Consider the following 13,784-nt stretch of genomic DNA (forward strand, 5'->3'; position numbering starts at 1 on the left):
GGCATCACGCGCCTAACCCGCCAAGCAAACTCAAATCGGCAGTGGATAAGCCCTCAAGGCCTGGAACTGCTGCAGTGTCAGCATGGCGAGCGTCTGCGAGCAATAAAAGTATGTTGTCAAGAATGTCGCCAGGTCTATCCAGATAGTGTTCTTGAATATGTTGTAGTCCCGCCGCCACATATTCTTCGAATATTTGGACCAATTCCTCTTCCTTGTCACTAGACAGAACGTCGATCGCCTTATTCTCACTCAGGCCCAGAGCGTAGACGAATGCAGCATCCTGGCTTCTCTCGAACACTTGCCATCGAACACCTTCTCCAGCTTTACCAAGCTCTTCTCGCTTAGGAAGGGAACGCCCTAGAGCGGCCGCAAACATCATTGCTGCCTGTTTGGTGTCGAATGGATGGCCTGAAGTAATCGCGTCTAACGTTTTTTCGTATCGCTCCGCGGGCCGCAATCTTCGGTCGTCAATCATTGGGTCACCTCCATCACATTTGTGCTGTCGAACATGTCGGATGTCTCCAAAATGTACTCATAGTCGCGATTCCGGAGTCGGATTGGGCGACCTTTCTTCTTTTGGGTTGCAAGGCGCAAAATGTATTGTCTTCCGATCCGCGCGTCCAGCTCCTGCTCTACCTCGTTGCGCCACTGAGTTTCGGAAACCAAGATGATCACCTGTGGTGCAAGACTAGGAATCCCGCTTGCGACTTCGCGCCGGTATTCGGATTCCAAATTACCAAAAGCTGAGTCCATGACAATCGGATACAGCCCGCCGAGAAATAAAGCGCCTTCCTGAGCCCCATGATGCTCGTAAGTTTCGCGCGCTTTATCTGCCAGACTGCCGATGAAGGCGAGGCTCAGAATCTGCTTTTCTCCAGTTGAAGCACCACGGACTGGTTCCATTGAGCTTCCCACTGGCTTGGTAAGCCGGAGGTGGTAATCTGCATCCAGTTCCGCGCGATAGTCTTTGACCGAGATTCGACTCCAGATGGCGCCAACACGTTCGGAGAGGTCGTTGCGCAGATCGTCGTGTCTAAGCTCACGAATCTTGCGCAGAGCTGAAGCTACGTTTGTGACGGACTGAAGTCGGCTTTCAGCTAACTTCGCCGCCTCGTCAACTTTTGCAATGTTCTTCAGCTTTTGGTCAACTGCCTTCAACTGTTCTTGAATGTCCGCGATCGCTGACTGTGCAAGCTTGATTTCAATTCTGACTTTGTTGCTATCTTCATCCAGCTTGGTGCGACGGTCTTCAAGTTTTCCCTGATCTTCCCCATGCTCATTCTTTTTGATGAGAGTTGATAACTCATCTGCGCGCTCTCCTAAAGTCCGGAGCTCCCGTCGAAGAACTTCACGTTTCTCTTGAAGGCGATCTACCTCTTTGAGCGAACGTTCGCGTCTTTCAAGTAACGCAGGTATCTCAGATTTTGTTACCGTCACCGCCGCTTCCAATGCCTCAGATGCAGCGAGATTTCTCCAAGCCAATACACTTTCATAAGGAGGTGACTCTTTTATGAGGTCGCGTTTACAGATGCAGACTCCGCTTTCCAGGAGCTCATCAACAAATTGCCGTTTGATCTTAATTGGTAGTTGACCTGCTTGGTGAGCTTGCTCTAAGAGCTCTTGCGCAGATGCTAATACCGGGCGAGCGAGGATTAGATAGCCATCTCTTGACACTTGACGCGCAATCTCTTGTTTGGCTTCAATCAATTCCTGCTTAACCCGTACAACATCAGCTTCCACCGCTTTGCGTTCTGCTTGGTGCCTAGCGAGCTCCGGCATTGCTGAAAGTTTAGCATCGATAGCTTCGCGCTCTTCAAGATATGCCACGAGATTGACTTGATATTGATCGAGTTCCGACTGTCGTTTGGCGAGTTGGGCTTCAAGGCCATTCCTCTCCTGCTTGACTTGCAATCCCTCATTGCCGGAGTGATTTGTGATTTCATCTCTGAGGCGTCGAGAGGTGTCTCCTTCCAAATGGCTAATTGCTCGGTCAAAGAGTTCGAGGTCAAGCAATACTTTCAAGCCGCTCTCGACCTCTTTCCAAGCACCTTCGCCAGCAAGGCGCTCAATGCGTTCGCCGTTAAAGAAGAAGAAAGGATATAAGGCAGGGGGTAGGAGATGCTCAATGAAATTCTGAGGGTTACTCGGTTCACGGAATTCACCGAATTCTTCAGCAAAGCGAACGATGAGGACTGTCGGACGCGGTCGGCGTGCGCCTTCTGAGTCCTTGGTAATCAACATGCTCCGCTTGATCATGTAGGTTAAGCCGCGGTCTTCGAAGGTTAGTTCAACCATCACTTCCAAGTCGCTTCCAGCTTGCAATTCGGCAAATGTGCGCTCGCATTCGAGCCTTTCAGCATCCTCAAAGTCCGGGGAGGTCGCTTCGTAGAGCAGCCAAGTGAAGGCGTTCAACAGAGTCGTTTTGCCCGCGCCATTCGCGCCATGAATCACAGTGACATTGGCTTTGCCGGTGCCAGCAAATTCGATTGTGTGGCAGCCGTAAAACTGACGGAAGTTCTGCAAGGTCAAACGTCGAAAGATCACTTGATCACCTCCGTAAGAACCTTCCACAAATCGTCGTTAATTCCCCGTGGGAGTTTCAGGTGGAGCTTGTCTCGCTCTGCCTTAACGACTCCAGCCAGGAGGAGTTGTTCTTCCTTGCTGAGTTCACGAAGAACCTCTTGCGCGCGATCTTTCAGTGTCTTGTCACTCTGCTCTGACATTCAATTACCTCACTCATGATCCAAAAGATGCATCCGTTTCCTTACATCTAATAGTCGGTGCATAGCCTCTGGGCCGTTGACTGCTAACGCTGCAAATTCGGAGATTCGATCCAATTCCTTCGAAAACAGGCTACGAGTAATGTTGAAATACGGAGATCCAGGCCCGGAAACTTCTAGTGGCGGTTCAACAACGAAATCGTATATCTCTGCGAACTCCTTGCCGGGAGCATTTCGAAGAACACGCCCTCTACGCTGGATGAACTGGCGCGGGTTTGTACTGCTCGCCAGAATAAATGCGCGGCGGGTTTCAGGGATATCAACTCCTTCATCCAAGCAACGAATCGCTACTAAACATTGAAGAGCCCCTGAAGCGAAGTGTCGCCTCAGATCGCTGCGCCTCGACAGCTCAGTGTCAGCGGTATATCGTGCTACGTGCATGCCCTCGTCTCGTCCGAGCATTCGGACCACTGCCTCTATCTGCCTGGTGATGGAAGAATCGACCGGTGATTCGACAGTTCCGTCACCGCAATACACTAGGTTGTGGGTAGATCCCCGTAAAGAAATGAACTGTGAGCGGAGCAAAGGCAGCTTGTTTTCCGCTGTCGCGACTAGACGCGCACGTTTAATCAGTAAGGCTTCGACTAATGGTTCCTTCTGATTTGGGCTACTCGCGCCTCCGCTCAACCTCGCGATTTCAATGGTGAGCTTGTAATATTGCTCCATTTCGGAATCAGTTAGGGCGACGAGCAGTGGGTAATATTTATATGGGCAGAGGATGTGATCAGCCAGACCCTGTGCGAGAGTGTATTCGAAGACTACGTCACCAAAATAGCTGATGAGCGCCTTAGTTCCTTCGTCGTCGTACCAGCGTTCTGGTGTCGCAGATAGCCCAAGTCGGAACTTCGCAGACGGCGGAAGCACAGATCGTAGCTGTTCGGCTCCCAAATTGTGCACTTCGTCCGCGATCAAAAGCAGCGGAAGACCCGATGCGCGCATTAGCTTCTGAAAATGTTCTCCGCTAAATGTTGCATTGGTAGTGATGACGCTTACGATCCGACGGCTGCCCACTTTTGCGTTGTAAAGACGAGTGGCAAGGTCTTCTCGCCATGTCGATGTTGAGTGCGCACAAGGTATCGGATCCAGCCCGAAGTCCAAGGCCACCTCACGCCACTGGTAGACCAAATGCAAATATGGGCAAATGATGATTATGAAGAGTGGCGCACCCACGGTGTTGTAGAGCGTTGAAGCGATAGACAGTGCAGTAATGGTTTTGCCACTTCCAGTAGCCATCTCAAGCATGCCGTGGCCATTATTCTTGAACCAAGCTTCGACTGCCGAGATCTGGTGCTTTCGTAATGCAATGTCACCGGGAATCCCTAGTGTTTCCTCGATCCCTTTTTGGTCGTTCGTTATGACTGCCACCGTTTTAGGGTCGGATGGAACTGAATTGGTTTCGTCATCCCCGTTCGACGCGCGTAATTTTCCAAGACGAAGCGCCACTGGGAATGGAATCACCTCTAGGCGCGGAGTTCCCGACCTCCACAGATCCAGGTAGTCTTCTTTCTTTCTTTGGGCGCGTCTGGTTTCCGACTTCTCCCACGATCGGTAAATATCTACGACCTCGAAATTGTCTTCCAGTCCTCCTCTTGATTCGTTTGCTGATCCACTGAAAGCGATATATTGCCCGGTAACATCTTCGAAAATGCCTAATTTTTCGTGGTAGATCATCCGCTCTGTGTCATCGTCGGTAACCAAGGCGATGCGTATATCAAGGCGCCGTGTAGCTATCAGCCACGATACAAACTCAGGAAGTCTCGATCGCAGGATTGAAGTGGGCTTTAGGAGAAGATCCAACTTGCTGGTTTTGGTAAGTGTTGGGGAATCGCGGTACCCAGAAGCAATCGCAGAAATGTCAGCGCTTTGAAGGTGTGGCGAGGTGACGAGCCTCATTCTGCCACCGGCAGCAAAGAACGAATGGAATTCGTTGGGGCAGCAAAGGAATACTGAGGAAGAAAAGAATCCAACAGCTCGGCTATATGAACTGCTGATTGGGAGGCACCGAGCGTAGAAATCCCTTGCTATGATGTGCTGTCCACTTCGGAACTGCAAACCAAGCGCCAAGTCTGCCAATTTCAATCCTGCCCTCGTTCCGTGGATCAACGGCGAACGAGATCGGGTGCACCCATCGCTTACCGTCCGCCGAAAGGAATACGCTAGCCGATCCACAAAATCGGAAGTACATAACGTTATAACAGATGCAGTTAGCTGCCGTCGTTTCGCTCAAGGCGGACCCTACAAACAACAACTGCCGGACCCGGCATTTGCTAGACAATGAGGTGAAGGACTGTCTGGTGCCTGCGCCGAACTCTCCGGGGAATCCGCTACTATGGTTCGGTTGCGAGCTGGGAGGTAGTACTGATGGAGGACCACCGCTACGAACGCCAAGTGAGGTCAGCCGAGGGAAAGCACGTTACTCGGTACACCGCGATAGATCCTGCCGACGAAGCGATCAGTTGCACCTGCGGCAAGCCGGAATGCACGCGCGCTCGTCTACGTCCATTTCGCCAACATATCGCCGGATTGCATGAGTTGCTTTCCCGTCTGATGTCTGAGGAGATGGCGGTCTCAGAGTCATCAGGATGGTTCGGAGTGCTTTACGGTTTACGCATGGCGGCGAGCATTGAGGACGTAATCGCTGATACAGGATATGTCGAAGATCCTCTGGTATTCGAATTCTGCGAGCCAACGATTGACTACGAAAACGCTCAAAGCGAGATGGCATCCAAATATGTTGCAGGGGCGACGATTTTCAACTTCCTTTGGCTAGCTTACGAGTCGGCGGTTGCTCTTGCGGCCCCGAATGAACTCGTTGGACTTTTGAAGGGAGAGCGCCTAGGGGAACGCGGACGGCGGCTATTCGAAGCGCGCCCCGACCTCTCGGATCGCTTTGCAGGTTTGAAGGACCTCGTTCGCCTTGCGGTGTACGAGTGCAGGCAAGGTGAATTGCTCGACAAGCGCCTGGATCGATTGAAGACTCGATTTTCGGGCCACAACTTCATTACAGCGGCCGAAATTTGCCGAGAGTTCAGAAACTTTCTCTTCCATGGTGAGGACCAAGTTCCTGACCACGAAGATTGGGGCTCTCAGATTGTGTCGCGCTGTCGGCTATATCGGTTCTACACTGTCTCGCGGCTGCTTCTGTATCTAATCCAGGCAATCGCATGGATCGAACTTGGCGAGGCGAACGATTTGATTGAACCCTTGCGTGGGCATCGCGCTATCCCACTCCGGACAGCTCTCGAAGAGCTGCAGTTTTCTACTTCGAAATCTCTTCGAGTTGCTATCGATATGGCGTGACCAATCGCACTTTCAACTGTTGAATAGACCTAAGTTTGAGTGCTGTCCTGACCTAGTGAAAGGCAAAAGCCAGAACTTCTAAGGGGAGCTCCGCCCCTCGCGCCCGCAAGGGGTTTCCCCAGGCTTCCGCGCTTCGCTTGTGCAGCCCTCCGCTTCGCTCCGCCCTTTCCACTCCCGCTTCGCTTCGTTTCAAGGGTGGGAGATCCCCCTCCCCCTGCGCTTGCTACCCCCCGCCTTCGCCAGGAGGCGTTCGGCATGTATGTACACGCCGCCGCCCGATTTAAGGGCAAAGGCTAGTGCAACAGCCCAAGGAGGAAGCACCCATGAACACCACCGTCACAGCCGTCAACCTGTCCAGCACGAACACAAACAAGCAGCAGAAGCAGACCGCGAAAGAAGTAATCGCGGCCAACGTGCAAGCCCTGATCGAGCAGTTGGAGCAGGGACACTCCGAAACTCTCACCGCCTACCTGACCGCAATGGGCAGGTTTCACACTTACAGTTTTGGCAACATTCTGGAGATTGCACGGCAGAAACCGGACGCAACCCGCGTTGCCGGCCTCCACGCGTGGAACCAGCTTGGCCGCAAGGTCAAGAAGGGTGAGCACGGCATCCGCATTCTCGCTCCTGTGATCGGAATTCGCCGCAAGAAGGACGAGGAAGCCGAAAAGGACGTCCGCACCCAGAATCAGGCCGTTTTGATAGGATTCCGCGCTGCCTATGTCTTCGACGTGAGTCAGACGGAAGGCAAGGAGCTTCCCGAATTCTCCGAGCGCGTCTCCGGCTGCGCCGGAGAGTACCGCGACCGCCTTGTGGATTTTGTTATTGCTCAGGGCATCGCACTGGAATTCAAAGAGAGCATTGCACCTGCCCTTGGAATGAGCTACGGAGGCAAGATCGCCTTACTCCCTGGCCAGTCTTCCGCCGAGGAGTTCTCAACCCTTGTGCATGAATTGGCGCATGAGATGTTGCACAAAGCCGAACGCCGCACAGCCACCACCAAGACCGTACGCGAAACCGAGGCCGAGGCCGTGGCCTTTGTGGTCGGAAAGACCATTGGCCTTGAAACCGGCAGGGCATCGGCGGATTACATCCAGCTGTATCACGGAAACGTCGCCCTGCTTACCGAGAGCTTGGAAGTGATCCAGAAAACTTCCGCCGTGATTCTCTCCGCAATCGAAAAATCCGAAGCGGTGACAGTCGAAGATCCGGAGCCGGAACTGGCGCAAGCCAGCTAACCGCGACCTGGAAGATGCGGACGGCCCCGCGCCGTCCGCTCAACTCCCCGCAAACCCAACCGCTCAAAGAGAGCAATCCATGAACACGAACACCGCGACTGAATACCGAAACCTTCCCCTCGCCGTCCTCACCGAGTCCGCCACCAACCCACGCCGCACTTTTGAAGATTCCGCCCTCAAGGAATTGGTCGAAAACATCCGAGCCAGGGCGTTCTCTCGCCCCTGTTGGTACGGCCTCTTACCGAGGATGGCTTCGAGATTGTGTTCGGCGAGCTGCGTTACCGCAAATTGGATGTGGATGCGATTTAGGAGAAAGGTTAAGCAAGATCGAGACCAAACCCTGCAAGAGAGTAGCAGAATAACGACCAATCAATGACCAATGTCCCGGAACCTGGCAAGAACAGTACCGCATTTTGACGCGCTGCTGCCCGTCTTAGTCGGACGGCACTATCCTCACTGAAATTCGTCCCTCGCCTCTGATACCGGAAAGGTCGCAACGAGGCCGGCATGTGTCCAGAGCTATTTTCGCTTTAGAAAATAGCCGCGATGCTGTTAGCGAGCGGGAAGCTCCGAACGAGCATTTCCCTCGATCGAATCCCGTCGCTTCTCTGTTTCGGTGTCGGGCCCCCGAAGAATCTAGGTCTAGTGCGAACCGGGGAAGGTGGGGTAGAGGGGCGTGGGGAGAGGGGGCGCGTCTCCCCACAAACGTCTATGCGTTAGTTGCTGGAGGAGTTGGCTATGTGACCTGCTGACCGCGCGGAAACCGCGGCAAGAGCGAGACCGTTGGAGGCGCTTGCAGTTTATCGTGATTCTCTCTGTGACATTTTCCGTTCATGAAACAAAAAGTCGCGGTGTTCTGATCGCGCCGCTCTGGTCAGGGCCGGAGGAAGGACATCCGTATTTGTCGCACCGGTGGCGAGACAAATGCGGTGGGGTTCAGACAGGGCGAAATCGAGATGGATTGGGGTTTTCCGGTATCGCCAATCGCAGCGCGCTGCTATGCAGCGGGTGGAGGATTGACACGTCATCCCCGAATGGGATGGCCTGGACCTCGATATGTGAACACATGGTTTTTGAGAGACTTGAGGGAATCGGCTTCTCGTTTGTAAACAGGCCGGCTTCGTGAAGCCTATAAATGTGAACATCTTTGGATTGAGCAGGTTAGACCGTCCTCATTTGACATGGGACGAAGCTCGGGGTTAGCTTGCGTGTAAGGCGACGGCACGATGTCTTCCCCCGAATCCAGACCGCCTTCTTTGGTCCCTCCAGCTGTGCCGTCTTCCCGCGCAGGTGAGAGTTTTCGGGCCAAATCCATCGCCACGCGGATCACCGAGGCAGAGTTCACGGAGATTGAAGCAGCTGCCTCGGCCGAGGGGAAGAAGGTCTCCGAATGGCTCCGCGAGGTGGCCCTTGCCAAGTGCCGTGCACAGCAATCCGGCGGCACGGACCCTGTCCTGCTCGCAGAGTTGATGGCGATGCGGAACCTGCTCGTGAACCTGTTTTCCTCCGCCTCGAAGGGTCCGCTCACCGACGAGTCTATCCGTAAGATGACAGCGTATGCGGATTCGATAAAGCTCCAGAAAGCTGAAGAATTTCTCGCAAGCCGAAAGGAAGGAAAGACAGGGAAGATCTAGGAGGTCACACTTTGCCGCCGCTCGGATTTCCTCGCAAGTCCCTCTCCATATTCGTCCTCCTTCTGGGCCTGTTGTTCGTGCTGCCCGCGATCCCACTACTTGGTTCCCTGACATTCCTGATTGAGCCGCCGCTGCAACGGCACTACCTGCTCCCCTACCTCGAAAGCTCGACGATCTTCCGTCGAAGCAGCCCAACGACCCCGATTGCCTGGCTTTACAAGGTCGCGCCGGGCCGACATCGCACTCTGCTTCAGGACCGCGACGTTCAGGCTGAAACCCGAGCGAAGCTGGGTCTCGGCCTCTCAACTGCGGCTCATGACGAGGGCTGGACGGGCATCGAAGCGGGTACGCCGGAGAAAGTGGACTCTGCGAAATTGCATGCGGTACTGCAGGCGGGCATCTTCAACGGTCACAGTGCCAGGTGGATTATCGGGGAACCTCTAGTACTTGGCTTCCTTGCAGTTGTGGCATTCGCAATCGTGGTCGTCGCTATTAAGCGAAGATTGAGTTCGCCGAGGCGAGAAGAGGAGCGGCATGGACGGAGGACCAAGGGGCCTGAGCTGGTTTCACCAGCGGAGTGGAACGGTCGGCTTCGGCCAGATGGTCTCCGGTTTCGGTTGCACAGAACTTCCCTTGGGATTCGCAGAAATCTCGAATCGAACCACATTTTGATCATGGGCGACAGTGGAAGCGGGAAGACCTCCGCAATGCGCCAAATACTTCGACAAGTATCGTCCCGGCAAGCCGTCGCGGTCGTATACGACCCAGCTCTGGAGTTCACACCCGAGTTCTATTCGCCAGAGCGGGGCGACATTATTCTGAATCCTCTGGACGCCAGGTGCCCCTATTGGGATATCGCGGAGGAATCCGAATCCGACGACGCCAACGCCGCTATGGCGGCCGCTCTCTTTCCAGACAAGGACTTCGAGAAGGACTATTTCACCGACGCTCCCCGCCGTGTCTTTACATTCCTGATGCGCAGTAGGCCGAGCCCTCAGCAGTTGATCGCGTGGATGAGCGATTCCGACCAAATAGAAGCAATGGCGAAAGGCACCCCCTACGCGTCATTCCTTGACCCTGGTGCCCCTGCTCAGAGAGGGGGCGTGCTTTCAAGTTTCAATATGATCGCCGACAGCCTGGAACTCCTGCCCTCTAACGACGCCGCGCGTCCAGTTTATTCCTCGGGTCGCTGGAACAACGAACGAAGCGGGTGGATATTCCTCACTTCTAGCCCGGCCTCTCGACAGAAGATTCTGCCTCTTCATAGTGCATGGCTGGATATGCTGATCCTCCGCACAATGGAGCGCGCGATCCCGACTGCCACACCCGTCTGGTTTGTTCTTGATGAAGTTGCGAGCCTCAATAAGCTTCCTCAGCTTCATACGGCTGTGACCGAAGCTCGCAAATCCGGCAATCCAGTAGTGCTCGGATTCCAAGGTCGTAGCCAAATCGAGAAGAGGTACGGCAAGGACGCTGAGACAATGCTGTCCCAGCCAGCTACAAAGGTCTTTCTGAAGACTTCGGAGCCGCACTCTTCGAAGTGGGTTTCGGATGCGATTGGGGAGATCGAAGTGGAGCGCCTAAAGGAGTCGCGGCGGCACAGCTTGCTGCCTAGTAGCCGTCAATACACCATGGAGATCGCAAACAAGCCGCTTGTGATGGCTTCGGAAATTGCTGGATTGGAACCACTGAACGGTTATGTCAAAGAAGAGAATCTCGTGGCCAAGGTCCGTTTTGCATACATCAAGGCTATTGCCCGCCAGCCAGCGTTTCTCGAAAGAGCAGTTCCGCCTCCTCCGAAGCCAACGATCATAAGAGAGACCGCTCCATCAATCGCTCAGGACACTGTCATCCCGATGCCATCGAAAGATCCCGACGGCAGGCGCGGTATGTTCCCCCTTGCTCAGCAGCGGCAGATCGTGAATGCCGAGCCCGCCGAATGGCAAGAATCCCAATGGATCGACTGAACCTTAACCACCCGATTTGAAGAGGCTCTGAGATGCATTGAACTCTGGAGTTGAAGAATATGCTGACCATTTCAAAGGCGCTCTCGGCTGGGCAGGCGCAGACGTACCACTCTAAGGAGTTCGCTTCAGAAGAACAGAACTATTGGAGCAAAAACCAGCGCACACATACCGAATGGCGTGGCGGACTCGCTGAAGAGTGGGATCTCAAGGGTTCAGTGGGGGCATCTCATTTCGCGCAATTGAGCGAAGGTCAACATCCCGAGACTGGACAACAGCTTATTAAACATCAGCCCGCTCGAACGTATGAGAACGAATATGGAAGGCAGATCACTAGCTCCGAACATCGTGCTGGTTGGGATGCGACCTTTTCTGCGCCTAAGTCCGTTTCCTTAACTGCTCTGGTTGGCGGCGATGATCGAATCCGCGAAGCACATCACGAAAGCGTTCGTATTGCTTTGACAGAATTAGAGCGGTATACGCAGGCCAGAATGGGAAACACACGGATTCCGGAAACTACAGGGAAGTTCATAGCGGCGACCTTCGAACACGACACGGCGCGGCCTGTTGAAGGCTATGCGGCGCCGCAACTGCACACCCATGCTGTCATTTTCAACGTGACAGTCCGCGAGAACGGTCAGGCGAGAGCGCTTCAAGAACGCAGCCTCTTCCAATCGCAGCATTATGTGACGAGCGTTTACCGATCGGAACTCGCCCTTCGGCTTAAGGATCTTGGTTACACGATTGAGCGGGGGAAGTATGGACAACCGGAAATAAAGGGGTATACGCAGGAATACCTCAATGCCTCCAGTCCGCGGCGAGAGCAAATCAAGGAACACCTGCAATCAATAGGAATGGAGGGTGCTGGTGCCGCCCAGGTAGCTGCCCACAGAACCCGGGATCAGAAAGAACTGCTTTCCCCGGAGGACGTTCTGAAGCGGCATCGCGAATTGTCTGCACAATACGGGCATCAACCGGATCGAGTTGTCGCCGAGGCCCGCAAGCATGGCCCGACACACTCTCAGCAACCGGAAAAGATCGCCCAACAGGCAGTGACGTACGCTCGCAGTCATGTCTTTGAACGCGCCGCTGTTCGTGACGAACGAATGGTCCTACACTCAGCTCTCGATCGTGGAATGGGCCAAATCAGCTTTCAGGATGCGCGAGAGGAACTGCAGCGGCGGGTGAAAGCGGGGGAGTTTCGCATACTTGAGCCGCAGGGTGGAGAGCCCGGTCGACGTTACTCAACGGCTGAAATGATTTGGCTTGAGAAGGAAACAATCGCGCGAATTGAGGAGGGCAATCGACGCGGTGTGACGAAGCCTCCGCTAGTTCGTTCGGAGACGAGCACTTCGATACTGAAGCATCACCCTGAGATGAATTCCGCGCAACGGACTGCCGTTAGCGAAATCTTGAATTCGCGAGAACAGGTCATCGGTCTTGACGGCAGAGCAGGAGCTGGGAAAACAACGACCCTCTCGGTTGTTCGCGAGGCAACTGAGGCCGAAGGCTATCGCATTGAAGGATTCGCACCAACATCTCGTGCGGCGCAGAAACTTGCCGAGGCAGGAATCGAAACCTCAACATTGCAGCGCCACCTCGCTCTTGGTGAGCAGCCGGACACCAGCGGTCGGCGATTTTACATTCTGGATGAATCCTCGTTGGCATCCACGAAGCAGATGCATGCGTTTGTAAGCCGATTGAAGGTGAACGACAGAGTGTTGCTAGTGGGAGACACCCGGCAGCACGAATCGGTCGAAGCGGGTCGCCCCTTTGCGCAACTTCAAGAGCACGGAATTAAAACAGTGCAGCTCGACGAGATCGTGCGACAGCGCGACCCAGCCCTGAAACAGGTTGTAGAGCAATTGGCCCAGGGAGATGTGACGGCAGCCGTAGCCGGCCTAGAGCGGCAGGGACGAGTCATCGAAATGCCATTGCGGGCAGATCGAATCGCGGCTATCGCACATGAGTACGTGAAGGCTCCTGGCAGTACATTAGTGATTTCGCCGGATAACCGCTCGCGGACTGAGATCAATGAACGGATTCGTAAGGAACTCCAGGAGCACGGCGCAGTGAGCAGGCAAGAACATCAGGTGATAACGCTCGTCTCTCGCCAAGACTTGACCGGTGCCGACCGCAGCTGGGCGCAGAGGTACCAGGTAAACGATGTGTTGCGATATTCGCGCACCTCTGATGAGACCGGAATCAAAAAAGGGGAGTACACGCGCGTCACAAGCATAGACACGCGCAGCAACTTGCTAACCGTCTTACGGGTGGATGGGAGTGAACGCACGTATGATCCGCGCCGGCACACCGGAGTATCGGTCTACCGTGATGAGCAGCGAGCTTTCTCCGTCGGCGATCGGGTTCAGTTCACAGCTCCGAATCAGGATCTAAAAATTGCAAACCGGGAGCTTGGAACAATCAAGTCCATTGATGAAAGCGGGAGAATGGCGATTCGGCTTGAGAGCGGGCGGGACTTGCAAATCGATCCGCAGCGCCACCCGCATCTGGATCATGGTTATGCCGTTACGAGTTATTCCGGTCAAGGGCAAACTGCTGATCGCGTTCTGATCCATGTCGATACCGATCTTCCGGCGAAAGACCTGCTTAATAATCGCATGGCATACGTCGCCGTCTCGCGCGGAGCCTCCGACGCCCAAATCTTCACCAATGATCGAAGCCGGCTAGCCGAGGCGTTAAGCCGAGACGTTTCTCACGAGAGTGCGTATAAGCCGGAGAAGACAATTTCTCCCATGCAACAGGAAGTCGCGCAATCGCCACAACTTCTGCGCACTCGTGGAATGGGAGTCGGAATAGGCAGTTAGGGCTTGCGCGACCGGAAAGCCACTTCGATGCTCGACGACC

At 54.3% G+C, this 13,784-nt stretch carries 9 protein-coding genes; 5 read left to right on the top strand and 4 right to left on the bottom strand.

Annotated elements, in window-relative coordinates; genetic code table 11:
• Nucleotides 1–4 precede the first annotated feature (4 nt).
• From OHL22_RS00545 to OHL22_RS00560, 4 genes are read right to left on the bottom strand one after another with little or no spacing between them, the layout of a single operon-like run.
• Complete coding sequence (locus OHL22_RS00545; RefSeq protein ID WP_263332120.1) at nucleotides 5–475, bottom strand: DNA phosphorothioation-associated protein 4; 471 nt, start codon at nucleotides 473–475, stop codon at nucleotides 5–7.
• Nucleotides 472–2,544 (bottom strand): AAA family ATPase, encoded by a 2,073-nt coding sequence (locus tag OHL22_RS00550; RefSeq protein WP_263332122.1) that lies wholly within the window; start codon nucleotides 2,542–2,544, stop codon nucleotides 472–474. The genes OHL22_RS00545 and OHL22_RS00550 overlap by 4 nt, the downstream gene beginning before the upstream one ends.
• Nucleotides 2,541–2,723 carry a hypothetical protein gene (locus OHL22_RS00555; protein WP_263332124.1) on the bottom strand — a complete coding sequence of 61 codons (183 nt, stop codon included), beginning with the start codon at nucleotides 2,721–2,723 and terminating at the stop codon, nucleotides 2,541–2,543. Before OHL22_RS00555 ends, OHL22_RS00550 begins: the two co-directional genes overlap by 4 nt.
• Before the next feature lie 9 nt (nucleotides 2,724–2,732).
• Nucleotides 2,733–4,673: a DEAD/DEAH box helicase family protein gene (locus tag OHL22_RS00560; protein ID WP_263332126.1), complete on the bottom strand. Its 1,941-nt coding sequence runs from the start codon at nucleotides 4,671–4,673 to the stop codon at nucleotides 2,733–2,735.
• Between the two features lie 468 nt (nucleotides 4,674–5,141).
• On the opposite strand from OHL22_RS00560, the gene OHL22_RS00565 reads away from it, so the two are divergent.
• The 5 genes from OHL22_RS00565 (at nucleotide 5,142) to mobF (ending at nucleotide 13,744) form a co-directional block, all read left to right on the top strand.
• On the top strand, nucleotides 5,142–6,080 hold the full coding sequence (locus tag OHL22_RS00565) for a hypothetical protein (protein WP_263332128.1): 939 nt from the start codon (nucleotides 5,142–5,144) through the stop codon (nucleotides 6,078–6,080).
• A gap of 323 nt (nucleotides 6,081–6,403) precedes the next feature.
• Complete coding sequence (locus OHL22_RS00570; RefSeq protein WP_263332130.1) at nucleotides 6,404–7,318, top strand: ArdC family protein; 915 nt, start codon at nucleotides 6,404–6,406, stop codon at nucleotides 7,316–7,318.
• A 1,226-nt stretch (nucleotides 7,319–8,544) separates the two neighbouring features.
• Nucleotides 8,545–8,952, top strand: a complete 408-nt coding sequence (locus OHL22_RS00575; protein ID WP_263332132.1) for a plasmid mobilization protein — start codon at nucleotides 8,545–8,547, stop codon at nucleotides 8,950–8,952.
• Between the two features lie 11 nt (nucleotides 8,953–8,963).
• Nucleotides 8,964–10,919, top strand: coding sequence for a type IV secretion system DNA-binding domain-containing protein (locus OHL22_RS00580; protein WP_263332134.1), 1,956 nt, complete (start codon nucleotides 8,964–8,966; stop codon nucleotides 10,917–10,919).
• Nucleotides 10,920–10,978: 59 nt separating this feature from the next.
• On the top strand, nucleotides 10,979–13,744 hold the full coding sequence (gene mobF, locus OHL22_RS00585) for a MobF family relaxase (RefSeq protein ID WP_263332136.1): 2,766 nt from the start codon (nucleotides 10,979–10,981) through the stop codon (nucleotides 13,742–13,744).
• Nucleotides 13,745–13,784 lie beyond the last annotated feature (40 nt).

Source organism: Acidicapsa dinghuensis, from assembly GCF_025685685.1.
In the GTDB taxonomy this organism is placed as follows: Bacteria; Acidobacteriota; Terriglobia; order Terriglobales; family Acidobacteriaceae; genus Acidicapsa; species Acidicapsa dinghuensis.